The organism is Pectobacterium versatile, assembly GCF_003932035.1.
Classification (GTDB): domain Bacteria; phylum Pseudomonadota; class Gammaproteobacteria; order Enterobacterales; family Enterobacteriaceae; genus Pectobacterium; species Pectobacterium versatile.
Map to the genome: position 1 here is coordinate 1,520,172 of NZ_CP034276.1, position 26,411 is coordinate 1,546,582.

General features: G+C 51.8%; 28 protein-coding genes, 1 pseudogene and 1 riboswitch. Of the genes and pseudogenes, 4 read left to right on the forward strand and 25 right to left on the reverse strand.

The features are described from left to right. Positions 1–57: 57 nt before the first annotated feature. The 4 genes from EIP93_RS06800 to EIP93_RS06815 are packed head-to-tail and all read right to left on the reverse strand — an operon-like array spanning position 58 to position 2,432. Entirely contained in the window at positions 58–252 is a 195-nt protein-coding gene (locus tag EIP93_RS06800) for a YpfN family protein (protein ID WP_010283998.1), read from the reverse strand. 2 nt (positions 253–254) lie between these two features. Next, positions 255–929: a M15 family metallopeptidase gene (locus EIP93_RS06805; RefSeq protein WP_039506561.1), complete on the reverse strand. Its 675-nt coding sequence runs from the start codon at positions 927–929 to the stop codon at positions 255–257. Continuing rightward, positions 926–2,053 carry a succinyl-diaminopimelate desuccinylase gene (dapE, locus tag EIP93_RS06810; protein WP_109225149.1) on the reverse strand — a complete coding sequence of 376 codons (1,128 nt, stop codon included), beginning with the start codon at positions 2,051–2,053 and terminating at the stop codon, positions 926–928. The genes EIP93_RS06805 and dapE overlap by 4 nt, the downstream gene beginning before the upstream one ends. 1 nt (position 2,054) lies before the next feature. Then, positions 2,055–2,432: an ArsC family reductase gene (locus tag EIP93_RS06815; RefSeq protein ID WP_125232464.1), complete on the reverse strand. Its 378-nt coding sequence runs from the start codon at positions 2,430–2,432 to the stop codon at positions 2,055–2,057. 233 nt (positions 2,433–2,665) lie between these two features. Between EIP93_RS06815 and ypfM the strand changes: the two genes are divergently transcribed. After that, positions 2,666–2,725, forward strand: a complete 60-nt coding sequence (ypfM, locus tag EIP93_RS23070; protein ID WP_137739554.1) for a protein YpfM — start codon at positions 2,666–2,668, stop codon at positions 2,723–2,725. Between the two features lie 290 nt (positions 2,726–3,015). Here ypfM and EIP93_RS06820 read toward each other — a convergent pair. Further along, positions 3,016–3,725 (reverse strand): annotated as a pseudogene (locus tag EIP93_RS06820) (aspartate/glutamate racemase family protein). A gap of 217 nt (positions 3,726–3,942) precedes the next feature. Between EIP93_RS06820 and cspE the strand changes: the two are divergent. Then, a complete protein-coding gene (gene cspE, locus EIP93_RS06825; protein ID WP_005976270.1) occupies positions 3,943–4,152 on the forward strand; it encodes a transcription antiterminator/RNA stability regulator CspE in 210 nt (69 codons plus the stop codon). Positions 4,153–4,233: 81 nt separating this feature from the next. Here the strand turns inward: cspE and crcB are convergent, their stop codons facing one another. Beyond that, complete coding sequence (crcB, locus tag EIP93_RS06830) at positions 4,234–4,617, reverse strand: fluoride efflux transporter CrcB (protein ID WP_125232465.1); 384 nt, start codon at positions 4,615–4,617, stop codon at positions 4,234–4,236. Between the two features lie 85 nt (positions 4,618–4,702). Continuing rightward, a riboswitch (Fluoride riboswitch) is annotated at positions 4,703–4,807 on the reverse strand. Positions 4,808–5,039: 232 nt separating this feature from the next. Between crcB and tatA the strand changes: the two genes are divergently transcribed. Continuing rightward, entirely contained in the window at positions 5,040–5,237 is a 198-nt protein-coding gene (gene tatA, locus EIP93_RS06835) for a Sec-independent protein translocase subunit TatA (RefSeq protein ID WP_125232466.1), read from the forward strand. 82 nt (positions 5,238–5,319) lie between these two features. On the opposite strand, the gene lipA is transcribed toward tatA, so the two are convergent. The 13 genes from lipA to leuS all read right to left on the reverse strand — a co-directional run bounded on the left by lipA (position 5,320) and on the right by leuS (position 19,165). Beyond that, positions 5,320–6,285, reverse strand: a complete 966-nt coding sequence (gene lipA, locus EIP93_RS06840) for a lipoyl synthase (protein ID WP_103941657.1) — start codon at positions 6,283–6,285, stop codon at positions 5,320–5,322. A gap of 227 nt (positions 6,286–6,512) precedes the next feature. Beyond that, positions 6,513–7,196 (reverse strand): lipoyl(octanoyl) transferase LipB, encoded by a 684-nt coding sequence (gene lipB / locus EIP93_RS06845; RefSeq protein WP_193554607.1) that lies wholly within the window; start codon positions 7,194–7,196, stop codon positions 6,513–6,515. Between the two features lie 180 nt (positions 7,197–7,376). Continuing rightward, positions 7,377–7,640 (reverse strand): DUF493 family protein YbeD, encoded by a 264-nt coding sequence (gene ybeD / locus EIP93_RS06850; RefSeq protein ID WP_005976281.1) that lies wholly within the window; start codon positions 7,638–7,640, stop codon positions 7,377–7,379. 135 nt (positions 7,641–7,775) lie between these two features. Further along, the gene (dacA, locus tag EIP93_RS06855) at positions 7,776–8,987 is read right to left on the reverse strand and encodes a D-alanyl-D-alanine carboxypeptidase DacA (protein ID WP_010284040.1); all 1,212 of its coding nucleotides are present in this window, start codon (positions 8,985–8,987) and stop codon (positions 7,776–7,778) included. A 166-nt stretch (positions 8,988–9,153) separates the two neighbouring features. Beyond that, positions 9,154–10,278, reverse strand: coding sequence for an endolytic peptidoglycan transglycosylase RlpA (gene rlpA / locus EIP93_RS06860; protein ID WP_125232467.1), 1,125 nt, complete (start codon positions 10,276–10,278; stop codon positions 9,154–9,156). A gap of 13 nt (positions 10,279–10,291) precedes the next feature. Further along, on the reverse strand, positions 10,292–11,404 hold the full coding sequence (gene mrdB / locus EIP93_RS06865) for a peptidoglycan glycosyltransferase MrdB (protein WP_010298765.1): 1,113 nt from the start codon (positions 11,402–11,404) through the stop codon (positions 10,292–10,294). Between the two features lie 9 nt (positions 11,405–11,413). Then, positions 11,414–13,318, reverse strand: coding sequence for a peptidoglycan DD-transpeptidase MrdA (gene mrdA / locus EIP93_RS06870; RefSeq protein WP_095698846.1), 1,905 nt, complete (start codon positions 13,316–13,318; stop codon positions 11,414–11,416). A gap of 33 nt (positions 13,319–13,351) precedes the next feature. Next, entirely contained in the window at positions 13,352–13,822 is a 471-nt protein-coding gene (gene rlmH / locus EIP93_RS06875) for a 23S rRNA (pseudouridine(1915)-N(3))-methyltransferase RlmH (protein WP_005976291.1), read from the reverse strand. Between the two features lies 1 nt (position 13,823). Then, positions 13,824–14,141, reverse strand: coding sequence for a ribosome silencing factor (gene rsfS / locus EIP93_RS06880; protein ID WP_039482837.1), 318 nt, complete (start codon positions 14,139–14,141; stop codon positions 13,824–13,826). Between the two features lie 194 nt (positions 14,142–14,335). Continuing rightward, complete coding sequence (nadD, locus tag EIP93_RS06885; protein ID WP_103860204.1) at positions 14,336–15,025, reverse strand: nicotinate-nucleotide adenylyltransferase; 690 nt, start codon at positions 15,023–15,025, stop codon at positions 14,336–14,338. Then, positions 14,992–16,017 (reverse strand): DNA polymerase III subunit delta, encoded by a 1,026-nt coding sequence (gene holA / locus EIP93_RS06890; RefSeq protein WP_039482830.1) that lies wholly within the window; start codon positions 16,015–16,017, stop codon positions 14,992–14,994. The genes nadD and holA overlap by 34 nt, the downstream gene beginning before the upstream one ends. After that, positions 16,014–16,568 (reverse strand): LPS assembly lipoprotein LptE, encoded by a 555-nt coding sequence (lptE, locus tag EIP93_RS06895; RefSeq protein ID WP_107332536.1) that lies wholly within the window; start codon positions 16,566–16,568, stop codon positions 16,014–16,016. Before lptE ends, holA begins: the two co-directional genes overlap by 4 nt. A gap of 14 nt (positions 16,569–16,582) precedes the next feature. Continuing rightward, positions 16,583–19,165, reverse strand: a complete 2,583-nt coding sequence (leuS, locus tag EIP93_RS06900) for a leucine--tRNA ligase (protein WP_107332537.1) — start codon at positions 19,163–19,165, stop codon at positions 16,583–16,585. A gap of 309 nt (positions 19,166–19,474) precedes the next feature. On the opposite strand from leuS, the gene EIP93_RS06905 reads away from it, so the two are divergent. Then, on the forward strand, positions 19,475–19,957 hold the full coding sequence (locus EIP93_RS06905; protein ID WP_010298779.1) for a zinc ribbon-containing protein: 483 nt from the start codon (positions 19,475–19,477) through the stop codon (positions 19,955–19,957). A 226-nt stretch (positions 19,958–20,183) separates the two neighbouring features. Here the strand turns inward: EIP93_RS06905 and EIP93_RS06910 are convergent, their stop codons facing one another. From EIP93_RS06910 to corC, 6 genes are all read right to left on the reverse strand, one after another. Continuing rightward, positions 20,184–20,909 (reverse strand): amino acid ABC transporter ATP-binding protein, encoded by a 726-nt coding sequence (locus EIP93_RS06910; protein ID WP_102116692.1) that lies wholly within the window; start codon positions 20,907–20,909, stop codon positions 20,184–20,186. Beyond that, positions 20,909–21,583, reverse strand: coding sequence for a glutamate/aspartate ABC transporter permease GltK (gene gltK / locus EIP93_RS06915; protein ID WP_039482823.1), 675 nt, complete (start codon positions 21,581–21,583; stop codon positions 20,909–20,911). Before gltK ends, EIP93_RS06910 begins: the two co-directional genes overlap by 1 nt. A 3-nt stretch (positions 21,584–21,586) precedes the next feature. Next, on the reverse strand, positions 21,587–22,327 hold the full coding sequence (locus tag EIP93_RS06920) for an amino acid ABC transporter permease (protein WP_010285409.1): 741 nt from the start codon (positions 22,325–22,327) through the stop codon (positions 21,587–21,589). Positions 22,328–22,546: 219 nt separating this feature from the next. After that, the gene (locus tag EIP93_RS06925; RefSeq protein WP_010298785.1) at positions 22,547–23,443 is read right to left on the reverse strand and encodes an amino acid ABC transporter substrate-binding protein; all 897 of its coding nucleotides are present in this window, start codon (positions 23,441–23,443) and stop codon (positions 22,547–22,549) included. A gap of 451 nt (positions 23,444–23,894) precedes the next feature. Then, positions 23,895–25,424, reverse strand: coding sequence for an apolipoprotein N-acyltransferase (gene lnt / locus EIP93_RS06930; RefSeq protein WP_125233318.1), 1,530 nt, complete (start codon positions 25,422–25,424; stop codon positions 23,895–23,897). A 7-nt stretch (positions 25,425–25,431) separates the two neighbouring features. Beyond that, the gene (gene corC / locus EIP93_RS06935; protein WP_125232468.1) at positions 25,432–26,310 is read right to left on the reverse strand and encodes a CNNM family magnesium/cobalt transport protein CorC; all 879 of its coding nucleotides are present in this window, start codon (positions 26,308–26,310) and stop codon (positions 25,432–25,434) included. Positions 26,311–26,411: the final 101 nt, after the last annotated feature.

A 26,411-nucleotide genomic window follows, 5' to 3' on the forward strand; every position in this document is an offset into this window, starting at 1 on the left:
ATCCAAACCGCCTGCGCGGGGCTTAGTTCGCGTGCAGGCGTTTTGCGAGGATAGGTGTCAGGGTTTTTTCTTCGGCCAGTCGTCGTCTTCTTCCTTGTCCCACTTGTCGTTGTTGTCACGGTGTGGAGGCAATTTCGGTTTATTGAGCAGAAAACGCGTATGGTCAACGTTGCGCAATTCTTTGATGCCGTTAATCAGCATGCCTATCAGGACAATCAGAATTATCCACCAGTAATCAGCTAGCCATGCCATGGTTACGCCTCATCAACATTATGAATATAACGGGTAAACAGCTGCGGCAAGTTCTGGCAAAGCCAGTGGTAGCCTGCAATGTCTTCATTTTGCCAAGCGGCAAGAATGAGGTCGGGTGTCAGCTGTTCTTCCGCATACTGTGCTAGTGGATAATAGCTGATATGCCAGAGTTCGGCTGCGACACCGCCGAGATCGTGCGCATAAGGCCGATAAAAACCGTATTCATGCATGTGTGCACTCAGCCACGCGTTCAGTGCGGCAAAGTAACCGCCTTCTTCATATTCCCACGGCTCCAACTGGAGTGAACGGCCTGCGGGTAATAAATCGGGATCGTAGATATCGAGATCGCTGCCCCAATGGTGGCGGCTGGAACCGGGCATGGCAGACCAGCGCAGAATCGCTTCACAGCGCTCGCCTTCGTCCAGAGATAACACGTCCAGCGGCTGGCTGTTGGCATCCATAACGGGACGCTCGCCGCGAAATTTGCCATTCCAGATCTGACGCTGGCGCTCGAAATCACGAAACGTGCTGGCGGGCTGTAGGTTAAATCCCGCCGCTTTTGCCGCCTGCTGTAGCGCCAGAAACGCGGTTACTGCCTCCGGCTGAAGACGATGGTGGCCGTGTAAAGCGACCAGATGCTGGTCGCTTTTACCGGTTAACGTAGCTGGCGTCATCATGCGATGAGCTGCTCCATAATGCGCTGATACATGCGGCTCAGTAGCTGTAGATCTGCTGCGCTGACGCATTCATCGACTTTGTGGATCGTGGCATTGACGGGGCCCAGTTCAACGACCTGCGCGCCCATGCGAGCGATGAAACGGCCATCGGAGGTGCCGCCGGTGGTCAGTAGCTCTGGGGTGACCTCGTTGTAATGTTTGACGGCATTCACTACGGCATCGACCAGTTCGCCGCGTGCGGTCAGGAATGGCTGGCCGGAGAGCTTCCAATCGATGGTGTAGTTAAGCTGGTGGCGATCTAATAATTCAGCCACACGCTGCTGGATTAAGACATCCGTCAATTCGGTGCTGAAACGGAAATTGAACTGCACAGACAGCTCGCCGGGGATGACGTTATTGCTGCCAGTGCCTGCCTGAATATTGGCGATTTGCATGGTGGTTGGCGGGAAAAAGGCGTTGCCCTGATCCCACTCGGTGGCGATCAGTTCGTTAAGCGCCGGAGCTGCACGGTGAACAGGGTTGTCCGCCAGATGAGGATAGGCAACGTGCCCTTGCACGCCGTGTACGCGCAGATTCGCGGTGATAGAACCACGACGGCCGTTTTTTACCACATCGCCCACAACATGTGTACTGGACGGCTCGCCGACCAGACAGTAGTCCAACTGCTCGTTGCGTGCCATCAGCGCCTCAACCACTTTTACGGTGCCGTTAACGGCGCTGGCTTCTTCGTCCGAGGTAATCAGGAACGCCAGACGCCCTTGATGATTCGGATGGGCGGCGACAAAGCGCTCGGCGGCAATCACCATCGCAGCCAGTGAACCTTTCATGTCCGCCGCGCCGCGACCGTACAGCATGCCGTCACGAATGATGGGTTCAAACGGTGGATGCTGCCAGTGGCTTTCATCACCGCTGGGAACCACATCGGTGTGTCCGGCGAAGGCCAGCGTTTTCCCTGTGCCGCGCCATGCCCAGAAATTCTGGGTATCGCCAAAATCCATCGCTTCGACGGTAAAGCCAATCGCCGTCAGGCGTTCAATCATGAGCGCCTGGCAACCCTCGTCATTCGGGCTGAGGGAAGGGCGTTTAATTAACTGTTGAGCGAGTTCTATGACTGGGCAAGACACGTTATTTGTTCTCCGCAATAAATTTCTGGTAGCTGTCGATACTGAAACCAAGCAGCGCGTGGCCGTCATCGGTCATCAGCAACGGCCGTTTAATCACTGCTGGCTGCTCCAGCATCAGGTTTTTGGCGGCCTCTGCGCTGTCGCGGGTATCGCTGTTGATCTGTTCACGCAATTCTTCGCTGAGCTTACGCCATGTCGTTCCGCGCGTGTTGAGTAAGGCCTGAAACCCCAGTTGGTCGATAAAACGCTGTAGCAGCTGTTCATCCAGACCGTCGGCACGGTAATCATGGAAGTGATACGCCACCTGTTGATCGTCCAGCCAGCAGCGCGCTTTCTTTATAGTGTCACAGTTTTTGATGCCGTACATGGTCAGCGCCATAGGGATAAAATCCTTTCTGCTTATTGGGTTGCATGACGATTGTTGTTCAGGACAGCACAGCCTGACTGAGCTTAATCGTGCGATAGCCCAGCATGCCGAAAAAAGGCGGGGAGATCTACTGTGAACTGTGTTGCAGAAATGTGAGGAAGTATGATTTTTATACTTTCATAATACTTTTACCTGATTAAAAAGTGTGCATATAATGCGTCGCCGTTAATCACCAAGAGGTTCGCATGGTAGAAGTAGAAGTGAGTACTTGGAAAGATTTTATTGAAGCAATGTTACGTAAATAATAACGAGAAGTACTGTTAGTCATTGCATACCATACCAGGAATAAAATCATACGAATAAAGCAGTGTTGAGTCTCTCAATACTGCTTTTTTTCTATCCTCGTCATACTTCAAGTTGCACGTACGTTGGCTTTCCTCGCTCACCCCAGTCATTTACTAATGTAAACTCCTGGGGATTCACTGTGTCGCCGCCTGCCTGCAACTCGAATTATTTAGAGGAAAAAAGGGGAAACCTGAGTAAATAAAAGAGGCTATTATTAGTTTGCGTATGAATTTTATTTTATCTAACTAATTCATGACGATGGTTGACTAAGCGCAAATTTCGCGGCGGCAATCGCGTGGAGCTTGCTGGTATCAAAAAGAGGAACCTTTGCATCCTGAGCACCGATTAATAGCGGGATCTCCGTACAACCCAGAATGATGCCTTCCGCGCCTTGCTGTTCAAGCTGCTGGATAATATCCCGATAGACCTGCCTTGATGTGTCGTTAATGTTCCCCAGACACAGCTCGTTGTAAATGATGCGATTAACGGCTTCTTTACCCTCATGGTCAGGAACCATCACCTCCACGCCAAATCGTTCCTGAATGCGCTGGCGATAGAAATCCTGCTCCATGTGTAGCGGGTTCCAAGCAAACCGACTTTCTTCAATCCATGTTGTTTCAGACTGATACCGGTGGCATCGGCAATGTGCAAAAGGGGAAGCTGGCAGGCCCGTTCAACGTCATCGGCCACTTTATGCATGGTGTTGGTACAGATGACGATCGCCTCTGCGCCTGCCTGACGTAATCCCACCGCGATATTGCCGAGTACGGTGGCTGATTGCTCCCAATCACCTTGTGACTGCAACCGTTCGATCTCGTGGAAATCCACGCTGTGCAGGATGATTTTGGCGGAGTGCAGGCCGCCAAGTTGGCTTTTCACATACTCGTTGATAATGCGGTAATACGGAATCGTGGATTCCCAACTCATGCCCCCGATCAGACCCAGCGTTTTGTTTACCATGGTGCCTTCCTTCATATCGTAAAAAGTGATGAATCGGCCAGAACTGAACTCTCTGCGTTCTGCATCGGGTTAAAATAGGACAGCGGAGTTGTGCGGTATACATTTTTAGCGACTTTTATCACTTTTTATCCAACTTCAACTGGACAAAAGGCCAATCTATTGTTGTACTGTACCTGACACAGATTTTGTGTCTTTCATTCATGTAAAGGTAAGTTTGATGTCTAAGATTAAAGGTAGTGTTAAGTGGTTCAATGAGTCTAAAGGCTTCGGTTTCATCACTCCTGAAGATGGTAGCAAAGACGTGTTCGTACACTTCTCTGCCATCCAGAGCAATGGTTTCAAAACTCTGGCTGAAGGTCAGCGTGTAGAGTTCGAAATCACTGACGGTGCCAAAGGTCCTTCAGCTGCTAACGTTAACGCTATTTAATTATACCGATTTCGTGAAAAACCCGCCATCGGCGGGTTTTTTTTGCTTCATTTTCCACGTTCTATCAATTTCCACATGACATCAGTGCGTTGTCACCCACGTGACCAGAGTAAACGCCAGTGCGGTCATGAGCAACGAACCCGCCAGATTCAACAACATATGCAACCCCGCCGCCGCTAGCTGCCCGCTTTGTAGGAACATGACGACTTCAGCAGAAAAGGTCGAAAACGTCGTTAAACCGCCGCACAGTCCGGTGGTAATCAATATTTTCCAGTCTTGATCGAGATGAGGATGGCGCAGGAAGAAGGCTAACGCGCCGCCAATAACGAAAGCACCAATCAGGTTGGCAAGCAGCGTGCCCAGCGGCAGCGTTGGATACAGATTGTTAAACTTCACACCCAACTGCCAGCGCGCCACGCTACCGACTCCACCACCAATAAATACCGCGAGTAATGTACTAAACATAGAAACCTTTCTTGGATTGCTTTTACCTAGATTGTTTTTGCGATCTCGGAGAGTGTTGGGCAGGACGCTACGCCCTCTCTGCGAGGTGGACGTAGACATCATTAGCCGAGTGGCGGTTGTACCCTGTTTTTAAGGCTGTCAGCGTTTTGGCTGCGCGAGGGTAGGGAGGAATGTCATCTCCGCTTTAGTGGGGAAAGTTTACGCCGTCAGACGGGATTTTTGTAGTGATGCCGAGGGGAAAGTTGTAAAGCAATCTGAATGCGTGCGAAAGCACTTTTGCCGCGTCTTACTTTGTTACAGATGCTAATTGTGTCCTGCTGCGTAAGGTTTTACATAGAAGGCATAGGATAAAAAGAATTGTTTTCGACAAGAATAGTCTCGTTTGCTGGCGTCTCCAGCCTCTGTAAATCAGGTAGGTTTGTATGGAAGGTATCAGTATTGCCAAGCTGTTGGTGATTGGCGCATTAATCATTCTGCTGTTCGGTACGAATAAACTTCGTAGCCTCGGCGGTGATTTGGGCGCGGCGATTAAAGGCTTCAAGAAGGCGATGAATGACGATCAACTGGCGAAGACGGATGATACGACAGCGCTGAATGATTCTTCTCGTAAAGAATCCTGATCGCATCTCAGACAGCAAAACGGACGGCCATAGCCGTCCGTTTTTTATTCCACACAGAAAATGTGTAAATATGTATGAGCGCTTATTTTACTTCGATGCCCTTTGCCTGTAGGTCGGCATGGTAGGACGAGCGAACAAATGGACCGCAGGCAGCGTGGGTAAAGCCCATCGCCATCGCTTCGGCCTTCATCTCATCGAACTCATCCGGGCTGACGTAACGCTGCACCGGCAGGTGATGGCGGCTCGGCTGTAAATATTGTCCCAGCGTCAGCATCGTCACACCGTGGCGACGCAGGTCACGCATCACTTCCACGATTTCAGCATTGGTTTCCCCCAATCCAACCATCAGACCAGATTTGGTTGGGATATCTGGATGTGCGCTCTTGAAGTTTTCCAGCAGCTTCAGTGACCACTCATAGTTCGCACCCGGGCGGACCTGACGGTAAACACGCGGTACGTTTTCCAGATTGTGGTTGAACACATCTGGCGGCGTGGCGGTCAAGATCTCTAACGCGCGATCCATACGGCCACGGAAGTCTGGCACCAGCGTTTCGATGCGGATAGTTGGGTTTTTGCGGCGAATAGCGCTAATGCAGTCTGCAAAGTGCTGGGCACCGCCGTCGCGCAGATCATCACGGTCAACGGAGGTGATCACGACATAGCGTAAGCCCATGTCATGGATGGTCTGTGCCAGCTTCTCAGGCTCATTGGTATCCGGCGTAAGCGGTCGGCCGTGGGCAACGTCACAGAACGGGCAGCGACGCGTACAAATGGCACCCAAAATCATGAAGGTGGCGGTACCGTGGTTGAAACACTCCGCCAGATTCGGACAGGACGCTTCTTCGCAAACTGAGTGCAGCCCGTTTTTGCGCATGGCCGCTTTGATTCCCTGAATACGGCTTGAATCCGCCGGAAGTTTAATCTTCATCCATTCAGGTTTGCGCAGAAGCTCTTGGCGTTCGGTGACGACGGTACGTACCGGGATTAGCGCCATCTTATCGGCATCGCGGTATTTGACGCCGCGTTCGATCTGAATCGGTTTACTCATGTTTGCGTAAGTTCCAGTTCTGAATCGTTTCTTTAAATTTATAATTCAAATTCAAAGGATTATGTTTTTAGTTAAACTTTTTTTTAAAAAACTATAAAAATTATATCATCTTGCCTAACCACAATCAGCCCTTGCACGATCAAAATGAAGAAATTATGTGAATAAAATGTAATTTATCAAAAAACGATCGTCTAACTGACTGATTTTTATTAACAGGATGAAATGCATTAGCCAGGAAGCGGCTCACCCTGAACGTCCAGATTCCACGGGACAAATTCGGGTGCGGAATAGCCGATTAACTGCAAAAAGGTATTCACCAGCACGGGGGTGGTGTCATCCAGCGTGACGCCCGGCACCAGATCGCTGAGTTGCGTCATCTCCATACCGGCGTAACCACACGGGTTGATGCGCAGGAAAGGGGAGAGATCCATGGCAATATTGAGCGCCAGCCCATGGAAAGAGCAGCCTTTACGAATACGCAGCCCTAACGAGCAGATTTTACGCGCGCCCACATAGACGCCGGGTGCATCAGGACGGGCATGGGCTTCGATCTGGAAGTGTGCCAGCGTGCCAATCACGGTATTTTCAATTGCGGTGACGAGCTGACGAACGCCGAGCTTGCGACGCTTCAGATCAATCAATACGTACATAACCTGCTGGCCGGGGCCGTGGTAGGTCACCTGGCCGCCTCTGTCGCTCTGAATCACGGGAATGTCGCCGGGCATGAGGACATGTTCGGCTTTGCCCGACTGACCTTGTGTGAATACGCGAGGATGCTGAACCAGCCAGATTTCATCGGGGGTTTTATCATCACGTCGGTCGGTGAAATTATGCATCGCCAGAGAGACGGGTTCATACGGCTGTACGTCAAATTGGCGTACGATGATCTTATCCTGTAGCAAGTGTGTCATCTTCAGGTTAAGGAAAGGTGGGGGAGATTATAACGGCGGGAAGCGTCAGCGAACAGTCCTATGCACAAGTATGCTGTGCAAAACTATGCAACATAAAATTATGTAGTATAAAACCATGCCGCACTTGCCAATTTTCCCGCCCGTTCTTCTTACAGCTCGATGCTTACAGAACTATATGCCTTACAGAACCATGCGCACGATGTCTATGTTGCCCAGTTCTTCGTACAGCGTTTCCACCTGCTCAATGTGAGTTGCAGTGATGGTGATGGAAACCGAGTGATAATTCCCTTTGCTGCTGGGTTTGATCTGCGGCGTGTAGTCGCCTGGCGCATGACGCTGTACCACTTCAACGACCAGATCGACTAACTCTGGTTTTGCCTCGCCCATGACTTTGTAGGTAAAAACACAGGGGAATTCAAGCAGTTCGTTTAATTTGGTTTTCATTTGCGCTCCAGAGAGGGTAATACATCTGCATTAGCACTGACATCAGTACAGTATACTAAAAAATATAACTCCCGCGTTGTGCGGGAGTTATGGATGGTATCTATATGGGGGCGTTTTGGCCTCCCACAAGGGGACTTAGCCGAACCAGTGATGGAACATCAGTTTGATGTAGTCGATCATGCGGCCAAAGATTCCGCCTTCTTTCACTTCGTTCATGACTACTAGCGGACGCTGATCGATGGTTTTGCCATCCAGTTGGAAGTTGATGGAACCCACAACCTGATTTTTGGCTAACGGCGCATGCAGTTCCGTGTTGTCCAGAACATAGCTAGCTTTCAGATCTTTCATACGGCCGCGCGGAATGGTCAGGTAGGCATCTTTCTCAACGCCCAGCGCAACGCGGTCGCTGTCGCCAAACCAGACGGGCTCAGAAGCGAATTCTTTGCCTGCTTTCAATGGCGCGACGGTTTCAAAGAAGCGGAAGCCCCAGGTCAGCAGTTTCTTACTTTCTGATTCGCGACCTTTGGCATTACGTCCACCTAGTACCGCAGAAATCAGGCGCATCTGGCCTTCTGTTGCCGAGGCGACCAGATTAAAGCCAGCTGATGACGTATGGCCCGTTTTGATGCCGTCAACATTCAGGCTGGAATCCCACAGCAAACCGTTACGGTTAGGCTGGCGAATATTGTTGAACGTGAACTCTTTCTCTTTGTAGGTCGCGTACTCTTCTGGCACATCGCGGATCAGCGCCTGACCGATCAGGGCCATATCGCGTGCTGAACTGAACTGGCCCGGCGCATCAAGACCGTGCACAGTTTCAAAATTGGTATTTTTCAGCCCCAGCGCTTTCACGTAACCGTTCATCAGGTTAACAAAGGCATCCTGACTGCCAGCAACGTAGTCGGCCATGGCGACGCAGGCATCGTTACCGGATTGCAGGATAATGCCGCGGTTTAACTGGGAGACAGGAACGCGGTCGCCCGGCTTCAGGAACATCAGGGAAGAACCCTGGAAAGTCGGGTTGCCGGTTGCCCAGGCATCTTTACCGACGGTAACGATGTCATTCGGGCTGATTTTTCCTGATTTAATGGCCTGACCAATCACGTAGCTGGTCATCATTTTCGTTAAGCTGGCCGGATCGCGGCGCGTGTCGGCATTCATTTCCGCCAACACTTTCCCAGAGTTGTAATCAATCAGGATGTAGGATTCAGCATCGATTTGCGGGACGCCAGGGATCATCGTTTTAAGATTGATATCTTCGGCATAGGCAAAGGAAGAGGCACTAATGGCGAGCAGTGCGCCAAGCGCAGTACGTTTAGTAAAACGAGACGTGTTTACAGTATTCATGATTGGAACAACAACATCCGTGGGTATGAGTTAAAAAACGAGCCACACTATAGCAGATGGGAAATAGGCAGGCATCAGACATTACGTTACGTGATTTTGCAAAAGGGCGGTATGTTCAATGCCATAGCCGCCGTTTTCGCTGAATGAGTCTGCCGATTATCCGTTACTAGAGAGTGCCGGGTGCGGCGGTAATAAACGACTGCTGCTGAGCTTCGACTGACAAACGTTGTTGAAGTTCAGCGGCTTGCTGACGATTCTGGAATGGCCCCAGTTGGATGCGATACAGGCCGCCGCTCGCGGTGACGTTTCCGGCCACGCGGAAGCGTTCGCTCAGGCTACGCTGCCAGGTTTGCGCGCGCTGCTGATCGCTCAATGCACCGACCTGAACCACATAGCGACCTGTGGCCGATGGCGTTGCAGCAGCGCCAGCGGCAACCGCTGTAGCTGGCGCGACGTTCATTGGCGCAGCGGATGACGATGGTGTTGCCGCCGCCGTTGGCGTCACAGTGGACTCAACCACGCCAGTGCGCAGTGCGGAAGGTGCTCCCAGAAAACCGCCACTGTGCGACGGCGCGCTGCTCTGTGGCTGCGTGCTATCTGTTGGCGTGCTCAGGTTGCTATTGCTGATTGGGCGCACGGCGCTGTTGGGCGTTGGCGATGTTGTTTCCATCATCGGTGTGCCCAGCCCGCTGGCACCGAAGCTCGGGCGTTCCGGTAGGGAGAAGCTTTGCTTGGCGACGGTGGTGCCCACGGTTCCGGGGCCGGAGAGCGTCCCATCTGGCGCGACGTTGATAAAATCCACTTTTACTTTGGTATTGTTCGAAATGTTCAGCCGATCGCCTGCGGCCTTCGACAGATCGATAATTCTGCCCGGCGTATACGGCCCGCGATCGTTCACGCGTACAACCAGACGGCGACCGTTACTCAGGTTGGTCACGCGGACATAGCTTGGCAGCGGCAGCGTAGGGTGGGCGGCGGTTATCGCATTAGGGTCAAACGTTTCGCCGATTGACGTGCGGTTGCCGCTGGCTTCTTCGCCATACCATGCCGCTAAGCCTGTCTCGCTAAAATTTTGCGGATTTTTGACAACCTTATAGCTCTTGCCTTTGATGCTGTAGTCTTGCAGCGTGCCCTGGTTGTAGGGTTCATAACGCGGTTCTGCGCCACCGATTTCTTCCGTCGGTCCGCTGTAAACCTGAGTCACAGGCGGCGTAGGCTGCCGCTGTTCCGTTGTGCTACAGGCCGCAAGCGCCAGAGTTGCTACGCCGACCCAAAGCCAATCCTTACGCATTGCTCACCTCGTGTTATAAATTCTTAGATAGCAGTTTGCGGTGAGTATGTATCGACATGACGATACCGAACCCCGCCATTAAGACGACCAGCGCCGACCCACCGTAGCTGACTAGCGGCAGCGGCACGCCAACGACGGGAAGTATACCGCTGACCATCCCGATATTGACGAACACATAGAAAAACAGAATCAACATCAGTCCGCCGACCATCACTCGGCCGAACGAGGTTTGCGCATTCGCGGCAATGACCAGACCGCGCATGATCATGAACAGATACATGGCGAGCAGAATCAACACGCCGATTAACCCAAGCTCTTCCGACAGTACGGCAAAGATAAAGTCGGTGTGGCGCTCTGGCAGAAACTCTAACTGAGACTGTGTGCCATGCAGCCAGCCTTTCCCAGACAGGCCACCTGAGCCTATCGCAATTTTCGACTGAATAATATGGTACCCAGCCCCGAGCGGATCGCTTTCTGGATCGAGCAGCATCATGACCCTGGCGCGCTGATAGTCATGCATCAGGAAAAACCAGAGTATAGGAATAAAAGCGGCGAGTAGCAGTACGGCGATGCCAATTAACCGCCAGCTCATGCCTGCGAGGAAAAGCACAAATAACCCTGATAGCGCGACCAGAATCGAGGTACCTAAGTCGGGCTGTGCGGCAACCAGCAGCGTAGGGACAAAAATCAGCACCAGCGCGATTGCCGTATTTTTTAACGACGGTGGACACATATCTCGGTTGATAAAACGCGCGACCATCAGCGGTACGGCGATTTTGGCAATTTCTGACGGCTGAAAGCGAATAAAGCCCAGATCCAGCCAGCGCTGTGCGCCTTTACTGATCTGCCCAAAAATATCCACGATGAGTAGCAAAATCACGCAGACGATATAGAGGTAGGGGGCCCAACCTTCGTATACGCGCGGGGGAATTTGCGCCATCACGATCATCACCGTAAACCCCAACACGATTTGAACGACTTTTCGTTCCATCATGCCGATGTCCTGCCCGCTGGCGCTCCATAAGACAAATAGGCTATAGCCCAGCAGAGCCAGGATGCAGAGAAGAAACGGGAGGTCGATATGGATTTTCGCCCAGAACGATCCCTTTTGTTGGCTATCGGTCATGACTGTCTGTTACTCACTCTCGCTACCCGGCGGCGCAGGAGGCGCACTAGGTAAATCGGTATTGTTATCACCCAGCAGAATATGGTCAAGGATCTGGCGGGTGATGGTGCCAACGGTCGGGCCTGCTCCACCGTTTTCCAGAATAATCGACATCGCTACTTTAGGGTCTTTATACGGGGCAAACGCAACCATTAATTTATGGTCACGCAGATGTTCTGCGATCTTGTGCGCATTATAGGTTTCGTTTTCTTTCAGGCCGAAAACCTGCGCCGTACCGGATTTTGCCGCAATTTTATAAGGCGCATCCTCAAAGCTTTTGTGGGCGGTACCGTTAGGCCGGTTAGCCACGCCATACATACCGTCCTTCGCCACTTCCCAATAACCAGAGTGGATGTTGCCAATTTGCTGATTCTCAGTCTGTCGGAAAGGTACAATCTTGCCATTTTCCCGCGAGCTATAAAGCAGGTGCGGCGTTTTGACCTGGCCGTCGTTGATCAGTGTCACCAGCGCCTTATTCATTTGGATAGGCGTTGCGGTCCAATAACCTTGACCAATCCCGACCGGAATCGTATCCCCTTGATACCAGGGTTTTTTGAACCGGCCTAATTTCCACTCACGCGTTGGCATATTGCCTTTGCTTTCTTCCGAAATATCGATACCGGTTCTCTCGCCGTAACCAAATTTGGTCATCCATTCGGACAGGCGATCGATGCCCATGTCATAAGCGACCTGATAGAAGAACGTATCTGCGGACTCTTCCAGCGACTTGGTGAGGTTAAGGCGACCATGACCCCATTTTTTCCAGTCGCGGAAGCGCTTTTCAGAACCGGGTAATTGCCACCAGCCGGGATCGAACAGGCTGGTATTAGTGGTGATCACGCCCGCCGTCAGGGCGGAAACCGCGATATAAGGTTTAACGGTGGAGGCGGGGGGATAAATCCCCTGTGTTGCACGATTGATCAACGGACGGTCGGGATCGCTTTGTAGTTTTGCGTAATTTTTGGTGGAAATCCCGTCGACAAAGAGGTTGGGATCGTAACTGGGGGTGGAAACCATCGCTAGAATACCGCCGTCGCGTGGATCGGTGACAATCACGGCGGCACGGCTGCCTTCCAGCAATTTCTCGATGTAGATTTGCAGGCTCAGATCCAGCGTCAGATAAATATCACGCCCCGCCTGCGGTGGCTGTTCGTGGAGCTGGCGGATCACGCGGCCACGGTTGTTAACTTCAACTTCTTCATAACCGGGCTTGCCGTGGAGCAGATCTTCGTAATGACGTTCAATACCTAGCTTACCGATGTCACGCGTGGCGGCGTAATCGGCAATCTTTTCTTCTTTGGTCAGTCGTTCCACTTCTTTATCGGTGATTTTGGAAACATAACCCGTGACGTGCGTCAGGGCAGAGCCGTAAGGATAATAGCGGCGCTGGTAGCCTTTAACTTCAACGCCTGGGAAGCGATATTGGTTGACGGCAAAACGGGCAACCTGAATCTCATCCAGCCCGCTTTTTACGGGGATGGAAGTAAAACGGCGTGAACGCTTACGCTCTTTTTCAAAGTTTTCCAGATCGCTATCGGTCAGATCGACGACGGGGCGCAGGGCTTCGAGCGTATCTTTAAGGTTGTCGACTTTGTCGGGTACGAGTTCTAACTGATAGATAGTGCGATTCAACGCCAGCGGAGTGCCATTACGGTCATAGATGATGCCGCGACTCGGCGCGATAGGAACCAGCTTAATGCGGTTTTCATTAGAGCGCGTGCGATAGTCATCAACACGTACAATTTGCAGATGGTAAAGATTAGCGACTAATACACCAGAAAGCAGCAAAATGCCCAGAAATGCTACCAAAGCACGGCGCACAAACAGGGCGGACTCAGCCGTATAATCACGAAAGGGTTTACGTTCTACTTTCATCCAGCGTTATTTCACAGGTTTCATCGTATCGCCTTACTCCCGATGGTAAGGGTGATTAGTCGTAATGCTCCATGCACGGTACAGGCTCTCTGCCACCAGTACACGAACGAGCGGGTGCGGCAGCGTTAATGGCGAGAGTGACCAGCTTTGTTCCGCTGCGGCTTTGCATTCTGGCGAAAGCCCTTCAGGCCCACCAATCAGCAGGCTGACGTCGCGCCCGTCCTGTTTCCAGCGCTCCAACTGTTGCGCCAGCTGCGGCGTCTCCCAGCGAGTCCCTGGAATATCGAGCGTAACAATGCGGTTGCCTTTGCCCACCGCCGCTAGCATCTGTTCGCCTTCGCGCTCCAGAATGCGTTTGATGTCCGCATTTTTACCCCGTTTCCCCGCCGGAATTTCGAGTAATTCGAAAGGCATGTCCTTTGGGAAACGGCGCAAATAATCGGTGAAACCAGTCTGCACCCAGTCAGGCATTTTGGTGCCAACGGCGACCAGTTGCAGTTTCATGCTAGCCCCACAATTTTTCCAGTTCGTACAACTGGCGGCTTTCTTCTTGCATGACATGAACCATCACGTCACCCAAATCGACCACAACCCAATCTGAGGCGTTTTCACCCTCGACACCGAGTGGGATCAAACCCGCGGCGCGTGAGGATTGTACGACGTGATCGGCAATGGAGGCGACATGACGTGTAGAAGTACCCGTACAGATAACCATGTAATCGGTGATGCTGGACTTACCCTGGACGTTGAGTGCAACGATATCCTGAGCTTTTAAGTCATCGACCTTATCAATAACGAAGTCTTGGAGTGCTTGGCCTTGCAAAGGTTCCCCCTCAATGGCGTTTTGTCAGTAACTGACGAACGCGTGCGGCGCTGAATTGTTTAGGAAAAACGTGAATCACCGAGTAATTGCCGAAAATTTTCGCTTTTCCCGGTGATTGAAACCAGCCGCGGAGTATATCACGCACTTTTGTCGAGTGGTACAAAGCCCGTGGCTGATGGACGGGAAAACCTGCGCTATTGGTACAGGCCGTGTTCGTTGATGTAACGGAGTACGGCGGGAGGTAATAAATCGTGACAGTCCAGACCTTGCTGTCGACGTTGGCGAATGTCCGTTGCGGAAATGGTGACTAGCGGCGTGTCTGCTAAAAAAATCCGTCCATGCGGTTGCTGATGAAGATCGTTCGGTGTGTGCGTCAGATGATCGTCCAGCCACTGTTGTAATTCGGGCGTTTCCAGCGTCGAGCGATAGCCGGGCCGAGCGCATACCAGCAAATGACAAACGTTGAGTAGATCTTGCCAGCGGTGCCAATGGTGCAGCGTTAGCAACGAGTCCTGCCCGATGATAAAGCCCAGAGGCGCATCACCGCCTTTTTCAGCCCGAAATGCCTCCAATGTATCAATGGTATAGGAGGGCGTTTGCCGTTGTAGTTCACGATCGTCCACGGTAAATAGCGGGTTGCCTTCGACGGCCAGCTCAGCCATATGGAAACGCTGCCGGGAACTGGCTTCGGGCTGCTGCCGATGTGGCGGAACATTATTGGGCATCAGGACGACCTGAGTCAGCCCCACAAGCTTTGCCAGTGCCGTTACTGGCTGAAGGTGACCGTAATGAATCGGGTCAAACGTGCCGCCAAAAAATGCGGTCAGCGATGGCGCCGTGGGTGACGTATTCAGATGAATGCCTCCGGCAAGGCTTTGCCGCATAGAAGCATGGCAAGCGATTCAAGTTCAGACCAAACGGACTGACCATAGTCTTGCTTTAAGGTTATTTCTACCTGCGTCAGCAATCGTACGGCCTGCTGTAGCTGCTGAAGAGAGAGACGCTGTAATGCCTGAGTGAGCAGGTCACGTCGGTTTTGCCACACTTTTTGCTGATCGAATAGCGTACGCAGCGGCGTGTCTGACATGCGCCGTTTCAGCGCCAGCAGCTGTAGCAGTTCACGCTGTAGTGTGCGTAGCAAAATGACAGGTTCGCAATCTTCCTGCTTTAGCTGCTGCAAAATGTGCCAGGCGCGTTTGCCTTTTCCTGCCAGTAATGCATCCAGCCAATGGAATGGCGTGAAGTGAGCGGCATCATTAACTGCGCTTTCCACTCGCGGCAGAGTCAGCTTGCCATCGGGATAAAGTAGCGCTAACCGCTCTAACGCCTGAGACAGCGCAAGAAGGTTACCTTCATAGCAATAGCAAATCAGCTGCGTGGCCTGTTCATCCAGCGTCAACTTCATGGCTTTAGCTCGTTGAGCAACCCAGCGAGGGAGCTGTGCTTGTTCTGGCGTCAGACAATTGATATAGACGCTGTCTTGCGCCAGCGCTTTGAACCAGACGCTGTTTTCCTGCGCTTTGGTCAGCTTATGACCGCGCAGAATCAGCAAAATATCGGGGTGCAATAATCCAGAGAGCTTAACCAGATTTTCACCCATCGCGGCATTTGGGCCGTTTTCCGGCAAAACCAGTAGGAGCGATTGGCGTGAGGCGAACAGGCTGAGCGCCTGACAGGTGCTGAAAATCGCATCCCAGTCGGTATGAAGATCCAGGATGAAGCTGAAATGCTCGCTGAATTCGTGCTGTTGAGCGACCCGTTTGATGCTGTCGAGACTTTCCTGCAGCAGGAGCGGGTCTGAACCAAAGACCAAATAACAACCGCGCAGCCCCTCATGGAGCTGCGCGGTGAGTTGTTCGGGGTAAAGCCGAATCATGGACGCGTGGTGGCAGTCGTTGAATCGGTGGACTGCAGCCGATTTTTGACTTCCTGACTGCCATTGATGGTCAGCAATTTACGCACCAACTGCTGGGCAGCTTGCTCATGCATTTCCTGACGGACGATGTCCTGTTCGGCATCTTTCGCCAGTGCAGCCAGCGGGTTATCAAAGAACGTGCGGAACACCGTCACGCTGAGCGGATAAATATCTTCACCCGGCATCAGCACCTGTGCCCGCAACGTCAGCACCATCTGGTACTCCGCTGTTTTACCGTCCTGAAAAATAGAGACGGTATCACGCGTTTCGCTTGAGCCCAGTACCCGCAGAGACGGGATATCCTGACGCGTCGCATCATCAACGATTTTCACATCGCTGAGACGGAGCTGCTCACGTACCGCACGCGTTAGCGGACCATAAGGATCGCTGCTGTCGAGCACCAGTGTTTGTAACTGCGCAGGCACTTGTGTTGTGCCGCGCAGATGAAAACCGCAGCCAGCGGTGATTAACACCACCAGCCCCAGCAACAACGTGAATAGACGATGTCGCACAGTTCCTCCTTGCCTTAACCCACAACCAGGTTAAGCAGTTTGCCAGGGACATAAATCACTTTACGAACCGTGACGCCGTCCAGATATTTCGCGACCAGCGGTTCCTGTGCAGCGCGTTCGCGAACCTGTTCTTCGCTTGCGTCAGCGGCAACGGTGATTTTACCACGTACTTTACCGTTAACCTGAACAACGACCAGCTTAGAATCTTCAACCATTGCGTTTTCATCTGCAACTGGCCACGGCGCAGTATCGACGTCGCCTTCACCTTGCAGTGCCTGCCACAGCGTGAAGCAGACGTGCGGTGTGAACGGATACAGCATACGAACGACGGCCAGCAGCGTTTCCTGCGTCAGTGCGCGATCCTGATCGCTGTCCTGCGGCGCTTTTGCCAGCTTGTTCATCAGTTCCATGATGGCGGCGATCGCGGTATTGAAGGTCTGGCGTCGGCCGATATCATCGGTCACTTTAGCGATCGTTTTGTGCAGGTCGCGGCGCAGTGATTTCTGATCTTCAGTCAGTGTAGTGATATCCAGAGCCGTTACCGCACCTTTCTCGGTATGCTCGAAGGCTTGTCTCCAGACGCGTTTCAGGAAGCGGTTTGCGCCTTCTACGCCGGATTCCTGCCATTCCAGCGTCATTTCTGCCGGAGAAGCAAACATCATGAACAGACGAACGGTATCTGCACCGTATTTCTCTACCATGACCTGCGGGTCGATGCCGTTGTTTTTGGACTTCGACATTTTGCTCATGCCCGCGTAAACCACGTCACGGCCTTCGTTATCTACGGCTTTGACGATGCGTCCTTTCTCATCACGATCAACGGTCACGTCGGTCGGAGAAACCCAGATGCGCTCGCCGTTATTACCGAGATAATAGAAGGCATCAGCCAGCACCATGCCCTGACACAGCAGGCGTTTGGCGGGTTCATCAGACGTAACCAGACCAGCGTCGCGCATCAGTTTGTGGAAGAAGCGGAAATACATCAGGTGCATGATGGCGTGTTCGATACCACCAACGTATTGGTCAACGGGCAGCCAGTAGTTGGCGGCAGCCGGATCCAGCATTCCCTGATCGTACTGCGGGCAGGTGTAGCGCGCGTAGTACCAGGACGATTCCATAAAGGTGTCGAATGTGTCGGTTTCACGCAGTGCTGGCTGACCGTTAACGGTCGTCTTCGCCCATTCAGGGTTCGATTTCAGCGGGCTGGTGATGCCGTCCATCACGACATCTTCCGGCAGGATTACCGGCAGTTGATCTTCTGGCGTTGGGACGACGGTACCGTCTTCCAGCGTCACCATTGGGATTGGTGCGCCCCAGTAACGCTGACGGGAGACACCCCAATCGCGCAGGCGATAGTTGACTTTACGCTCGCCGATGCCTTTTTCTACCAGTTTATCGGCAATGGCATTGAATCCGGCTTCGAAATCCAGACCGTCAAACTCACCAGAGTTGAACAGGTTGCCTTTTTCCGTCATCGCCTGAGCGGACAGATCGGGCTCGCTGCCGTCGGCGTTCAGAATAACCGGCTTGATGGACAGATCGTATTTGGTGGCAAATTCCCAGTCGCGCTGGTCATGGCCAGGAACGGCCATGACTGCGCCTGTACCGTATTCCATCAGGACGAAGTTGGCGACCCAGATAGCGACTTTCTCACCGTTTAGCGGGTGAATCGCATACAGGCCAGTGGCCATGCCTTTTTTCTCCATCGTCGCCATATCAGCTTCGGCAACTTTGGTATTACGGCATTCTGCAATGAAATCGGCCAGCGCTGGGTTGGTTGCAGCAGCTTGTGCTGCAAGAGGGTGACCGGCGGCAACAGCAACGTAGGTCACGCCCATGAACGTATCCGGGCGCGTGGTGTAAACGCTCAGTTTCTTGTCACTGTCCGCCACATCAAAGGTGATTTCCACACCTTCAGAACGGCCGATCCAGTTACGTTGCATGGTTTTGACCTGTTCAGGCCAGCTTTCCAGCGTATCCAGATCGTTCAGCAGTTGGTCTGCGTAAGCGGTGATTTTGATAAACCACTGTGGAATTTCTTTGCGTTCGACTTTGGTATCGCAACGCCAGCAGCAGCCATCGATAACCTGTTCGTTCGCCAGTACGGTCTGGTCGTTTGGACACCAGTTAACGGCGGAGGTTTTTTTATAAACCAGACCTTTCTCGTACAGCTTGGTGAAGAACCACTGTTCCCAGCGGTAGTAGTCTGGTTTACAGGTCGCGACTTCACGGTCCCAGTCATAGCCAAAGCCCAGCAGTTTGAGCTGGTTTTTCATGTAGTCGATGTTGGCGTAGGTCCAGGGGGCCGGCGCGGTGTTGTTTTTAACCGCTGCGCCTTCTGCCGGCAGACCAAAGGCATCCCAACCGATCGGTTGCAGAACGTTTTTGCCCAGCATGCGCTGATAGCGGGAGATCACGTCGCCGATGGTGTAGTTACGGACGTGCCCCATATGTAGTCGGCCAGAAGGGTAAGGCAGCATGGAAAGGCAATAGTATTTTTCCTTGCCGGGCTGTTCGGTGACTTTAAAGGTCTGCTTCTCTTGCCAGTGAAGCTGGACGTCCGCTTCTATCTCTTCTGGGCGGTATTGCTCTTGCATGGCTGCCAGGGGTCCTGTTTAGTGAAGAATTGCTACGTGAGTAGCCTCTTCTGATTCATAACAAAAGATCCGCATAGCATAGCCGTAAGCGGCGCGGGCAACAACACCCAGCGCCCGACTGAGGAATATTTCTGATCTGTGAGCGATAGACTGCGAGGCGTTGCGCAAATTGGCGACAATTTATCAGGCGTACCGAAAAAATAATCTAAAATAGAGAGAGATAGGTAACGTATCGGTTTTGGCCAGATGTGCCAGACAGCGAATAGGCGTTCTTTATCACCCTTCAACCCGCTTAATTCAGGAGGAAGCATGAATAAACTAGCCCGCTATTATCGCGAGTTAATGGCTTCAGTGACGGCTCGGCTGAACAATGGTGAACGCGATCTCGACAGTCTGGTGCTGAGCGCCCGCAAAACCTTGCAGGAAAGCTCGGAGCTGACGCAAAAAGAAATAGAGCAGGTGATTCAAGCCGTTCAGCGCGATCTGGAAGAGTTTGCCCGCAGCTATAACGAAAGTCAGGATGAGTTTACCGACAGCGTGTTTATGCGAGTCATCAAGGAAAGCCTGTGGCAGGAGTTAGCGGATATTACGGATAAAACGCAGCTGGAGTGGCGTGAGATTTTCAAAGATGTGAATCACCACGGGGTGTACCACAGCGGTGAAGTGGTGGGGCTCGGTAATCTGGTGTGTGAGAACTGCCATCACCATATTGCGTTCTACACGCCGGAGGTTTTGCCTCTCTGCCCGAAATGCTCACATGACCTGTTCCACCGCCAGCCGTTTCAGCCGTAGGCTACCTAAATAGAAACTGTGTTGTGGCATATTCAGGCTGTTGATAAACCCATTTACAGAACGAGAACGGTGATAATGGGATAGAAGAGTAAAGCGTTTGCGCCAGGGATGGCGCAATCCGAGCTTACATGGACGTACTTGCAGCGTCTTTACGATCTACCCATTACCACCGCTCGACGTACTTTGTCAGTCCAAAGCGTGCCTTGCGGCACGCTTTATCTGAGTATTAATGCAGGATTTTCGCCAGGAAGTCTTTAGCGCGTTCAGACTGTGGGTTATTGAAGAAATCATCCTTGCGGGTGTCTTCAACGATTTTGCCCTCATCCATAAAGATCACACGGTGCGCCACTTTACGGGCAAAGCCCATTTCATGCGTGACGACCATCATGGTCATGCCTTCCTGCGCCAATTCAACCATAACGTCCAACACTTCGTTGATCATCTCTGGATCAAGCGCGGATGTCGGTTCGTCAAATAACATCGCGATAGGATCCATGCATAGCGCGCGGGCGATAGCGACACGCTGTTGCTGACCGCCGGAAAGTTGCCCTGGGAATTTGTTGGCGTGTGCGGATAGCCCAACGCGCTCCAGAAGCTTCTGTGCTTTGGCTTTGGCGTCTTCACGCTTACGTTTCAGCACTTTCACCTGCGCTAGCGTCAGGTTCTCGATAATCGACAGATGTGGGAACAGTTCAAAGTGCTGGAACACCATCCCGACTTTGGAACGCAACTGAGCCAGATTGGTTTTTTTATCGTTAACGGCAATGCCATTGACGGTAATTTCACCTTTTTGAATCGGTTCCAGACCGTTTACGGTTTTGATCAGGGTTGATTTGCCAGAGCCTGAAGGCCCGCAGACGACCACAACTTCACCTTTTTTTACTTCTGTGGAGCAGTCGGCTAGCACCTGAAATTGGCCGTACCATTTAGAAACATTTTTCAGGGAAATCATCAAACCGTCCTTTTTTTCAGGTAACTGACCAGCATTGAGGCAGTAATGCTGAAGAGAAAATAAATGAACCCGGCAAACAGGATCATTTCAACTTGTGTTCCGTCACGCTCGCCGATAGTTGAGGCGGTACGGAAGAAATCAGCGAGGCTGAGCACGTAAACCAGTGAGGTATCCTGGAACAGAACAATCCCCTGCGTCAGCAGCAATGGCACCATGGCGCGGAATGCCTGCGGCAAAATAATCAGCTTCATGGATTGCCAGTGTGTCATGCCTAATGCTAGCGCTGCGGAGGATTGACCGCGTGACACACTGAGAATACCCGCACGAATGATTTCCGAATAATAGGCTGCTTCGAACAGCGAGAAGGCTACCATAGCTGAAATCAGTCGAATATCGGTTTTCGGCGATAGCCCAAGCACATTTTGTAATAAGCTAGGAACCACCAGATAGAACCACAGCAGCACCATGACAAGTGGAACGGAGCGGAACAGGTTCACATACAGTTTGGCAAACCAACTAACGGCCTTTATCGGCGACAGGCGCATCACCGCCAGAATCGTGCCCCAGACAATCCCGAATACCACAGCTGTCAGCGTAATTTTGAGTGTGACCACCATCCCCTGAATCAGGTATGGCATGCTTGGCCCAATTGAGCTCCAGTCAAATTCATGCATGATTTATTTGCTCCCCATATTGCCCGGCAAACGGGTTTTTCGCTCAACGACCTGCATAATCAACATAATGATGGCATTGATGCCAACGTACGCCAGCGTGATAGCGGTAAAGGATTCATACGCGTGGGCGGAGTAGTCCAGCAGTTTCCCTGCTTGTGCCGCCATATCCACCAGACCAATCGTGGAAGCGATAGCTGAGTTTTTTACCAGATTCAGCATCTCTGACGTCAGCGGCGGAACGATCACGCGGTATGCATTCGGCAGTAATACATAGCGATAGGTTTGCGGCAGTGTCAGGCCCATTGCCAGACCTGCTGCTTTTTGTCCGCGTGGTAAAGACTGAATCCCCGCACGCACCTGCTCACAAACGCGCGCTGCGGTGAAGAGCCCTAGACAAATCATCGATGACAGGAAGAATTGAATATTCGGGTCTAACTCGGCTTTGAACCACATTCCGATGTTGACGGGAAGCAACTCGGGAACCACCAGATACCAGGTAAAAAACTGGACAATCAGTGGGACGTTGCGAAATAGCTCGACGTAGCAGGTGCCAATGCCCGCAAGGAAACGATTTGGGACGGTACGCAGGATTCCAAATAAAGAACCAATGAGAAACGCGATAATCCAGGCACAGATAGATAATGTGACGGTGACTTGCAGGCCGGACAAAATCCACCCGAGGTAGGTTGTGTTGCCGAAGGGGGCGGCTTGTAGAAATATGCCCCAGTTCCAATCTATTGACATAACGAACTCCGGTAAAAAAAGGGTAGCGAAGCTACCCTGAAGATTGATGAGCGGCCATATTCCCGTTCTGTTTCAAACTACAGGCGTATTGTTTATTTTCCTGTTTATCGAAATTTCTCGGGGCAACATGTGATGGGGAACGACCATCACATGCCTGTCTGTCCTGCCACGAATCAGCAATCAGAGGGCAGATGACTCTGCCCTTATTCTCATTATTAATTAGTTTAGTGCTTTGTCATTTGGCGCTTTGAACAGCGCTTTCATTTCGTCTGACAGTGCAAAGTTCAGGTTAAGATCTTTTGGTGGAATTGGTTGTTTGAACCAGCGATCGAACCATTTTTCAGCTTCACCGGAGGTCTGAACTTCGGCGATGGTGTCATCAACCAGTTTCTTGAATTGCGGATCGTCTTTACGCAGCATACAGCCGTAGGCTTCTTCAGACTGTGCCTTGCCGACGATATCCCACTGATCGGCGTTTTTCGCTTTCGCACGCTCGCCTGCCAGCAGTGCATCATCCATCATAAAGGCGACAGCACGGCCGCTTTCCAGCGTACGGAAGGAGTCACCGTGGTCTTTCGCACTGATGATACGCATCTTCAGCTGTTTTTCTTCATTCAGCTTGTTCAGCAGAACTTCAGAGGTGGTGCCGGAAGTCACTACGACGGTTTTACCCGCCAGATCTGGGAAGTCTTTTACGCCGGAATCTTTTTTGGTTAACAGACGCGTACCGACCACGAAAATGGTGTTAGAGAACGCGGCTTGTTTCTGACGTTCCAGGTTGTTAGTCGTTGAGCCACATTCAAAATCAAAGGTACCGTTCTGCAACAGCGGGATACGGTTCTGAGAGGTGATAGGGAGTAGCTTGACCTGCAGATTAGGCGCATCCAGTTTTTTCTTAACCGCTTCGACAATTTTGTCAGAGTAGGCTTGAGAGTAGCCGACCACTTTTTGCGTGTTGTCATAGTAAGAGAAAGGCACGGACGATTCGCGGTGTCCAATGACGATCACGCCATTATCTTTGACCTTTTTCAATGTACCGGCCAGATCTTCAGCCTGAGCTACGCTGGCGGCGGTGCCAAGCAGAAGCAGTGATAATGCCAGTTTACGCATTTGCATGTTCTAACTCCTTTGCTGTCGTTGCAGTGCAATAGTTATAGCGCTGTCATTAATAACCGTATGGTTAATGTGCCCGTTATCTTCAAGTTAGCATTGTCTTCAAGGTAAACAGCGTATCGCTGCATCACTCATAATGCTTTGCTACCTCTCAGTGATAACGCTGCACCGTTAAAGCGCGAAGTTACTGTCTATACAGTTAAAAAGTAGCTGATTGTAAATAGATTGAAATAGAAATGTTTGTTTTTTGCGATATCCGCCGCACCAAATGGCAGCAATGTCAAAGGGTGGCACCAATTTGGTGCGTCACTTGCCCCAATAGAGAGCTTTACGCCGACGTAATATCCAAAAAAATACAGAAACAACCATTTACAGGGTAATAAGAGGCAAATACCGTGCCATAAATAAAAAAGGCATGCAAAAGCATGCCCTTAGGGATGTGAGGAGGGGACGATTATCGGCGACGCAAACCGAAGAAAGCGGCAGCAGCACCGCCCAGTAGCGTAATGATCCAGAGCGGCCAGGAACCGAAGCGCGCATAAGGCGTTATCCCCGTTGCTGGCACGACCTGCGTGCTCAGCACCGCGCGCGTAAACTGCGGCAGGCTAGCGCTGACCTCGCCATCTGGTGTAATGACCCCTGTGACGCCGTTATTGGTACTACGCACCAGAGGACGGCCTAATTCCAGCGCGCGCATACGTGCCATCTGGAAGTGTTGCCATGGGCCGATTGAATGACCAAACCAGGCATCATTCGAGATGGTCAGCAACATATCGGTGTCTGGCCGGAAGTTATCACGCAGCTGTTGGCCTAAGATAATTTCATAACAAATAGCGGCGTTGAGCTTGAAGCCATGAACGGAAAGCTGGGGCTGAACGTAGTCTCCTCGGCTAAATGACGACATCGGGAGATCGAAGAACGGTGCCAGCGGACGTAACAACGTTTCCAACGGGACAAATTCGCCAAAAGGCACCAGATGGTTTTTGTTGTAACGGTTCGTTGTGGGGTAGTGATACGGTTCTTTGTCGCCCAAAACGATCACTGAGTTATAAAAATCGGTTTTATTACCCTCACGCCTGATATCGACGATACCCGTAATCAGGCTGCTATTTCGGCTACGCAGGATATCGTCAATCTGCTTCAGATAGGCGCCCTGACGGCTTTCAATATCGGGAATCGCAGTTTCCGGCCAGATAACGATGGGCGCTTTGTCCATATAGGGCAGGCTGTTATCCAGATAAATCTTCAGCGTGTTCAGCAGCTCGTCTTGTTCCCACTTCATAGCCTGCGGGATATTGCCCTGTACCAGTGCGACATTAACGGCGCGTTCAGGTTGCAGGGTGTACCACTGCACGTTGCGCAGCGGCCATGATAAAACGAAAACGCCGATGGCAATGGCCGCTGGTGCGATTTTTCGCTGGTTGATGGCATAAACGAGCAACCCGCTGAGGCCCATCAGCAGGAAAGTAATGGTGTCGATACCCAGAATGGGCGCAATACCTTTTAGCGGGCCGTCAATTTGGCTGTAGCCGAATTGCAGCCACGGAAAACCGGTGAGCACCCAGCCACGCAGAAATTCAGTTAACTGCCAGAGCACGGGGGCGGCAAGCGCCAGACGCCATAGCGTTGTCTTTGGCCACAGGCGTGAGAGCAGGGCCGAAAACAGCAGGGGATAGAGCGACAGATAGGCTGCGAGCAGAATGACCAGAGCAACATTGACAGGGCCTGGCATTCCGCCAAACTGCGCGATGCTGACGTAAACCCAGTTAACGCCGCTACCGAACAGACCCAATCCCCAGCAAAAGCCTATCCAAGCTGACTGACGACTCGTACGGTTGAGCGTCAGTGCCTGTAGGCCCATGAGCGAGATAATCGCCGCGGGCCAGAAATCAAAGGGAGAAAATGTCAGCGTGCCACAGGCACCAAATAAGAGCGCCAGCAGGGCTTTAACCTGCTGGCGTTGTAGAAGAGAAGCGACAACCATTGCCAAATTATTCTTCCCATTTCGGTTGAGGGGCATTGTCAGGGATTCTGACATGAACCTGAATGATACGGCGGCTGTCCGCCATCGCAACTTTAAACAGGTAACCTTCTATGTCGATGGTTTCGCCACGGGCTGGAAGATGGCCGAAAGACTGCATGACCAAGCCACCAATGGTATCGACCTCGTCATCGCTGAACCGTGTGCCGAAAGCCTCGTTAAAATCTTCGATATCGGTTAAAGCACGAACGGTGTAGGTCTGGCGATTAAGCTGACGAATATCTCTGTCTTCTTCATCGTCGTATTCGTCTTCAATTTCGCCGACAATCAGCTCAAGAATATCTTCAATCGTGACCAGGCCGGATACGCCACCAAATTCATCGATGACAATCGCCATGTGATAGCGCAGCGAGCGGAACTCATTCAGCATTCTATCAACGCGTTTACTTTCCGGCACAACCACGGCGGAACGCAGAACTTTATCCATACTGAATGGTTCGGAATCGCTGCGCATAAACGGCAGCAAATCCTTCGCCATCAGGATGCCTTCAATGTGGTCTTTATCTTCGCTAATGACGGGGAAACGGGAGTGGGCGGATTCGATAATCACGTCCAGACACTCTTCCAGCGTTTGATCGCGCTTGAGCGTAATCATCTGCGAGCGAGGGATCATGATGTCGCGTACACGCTGGTCGGCGATATCCATGACGCCTTCGAGCATATCTCGCGTTTCAGGATCGATCAGATCATTCTGTTCGGAATCACGAATCAGAGTGAGTAAACCGTTACGATCTTTTGGCTCGCCGTGAAAAAGCTGATTAAGAATAAGAGAAAAGAAGCCCTTTTTGGGACTGGGTGCATCGCTGTTTTGAGAATGGTCGTCGCTCATGCGTTTTAATTAACATCACTCTTGTTAAAGGATTATTGCCAGCAACTGGAAGCGGCACAGTGGCTGATGTGTGAAGACAAATGCCCGATATCTTCCCGATC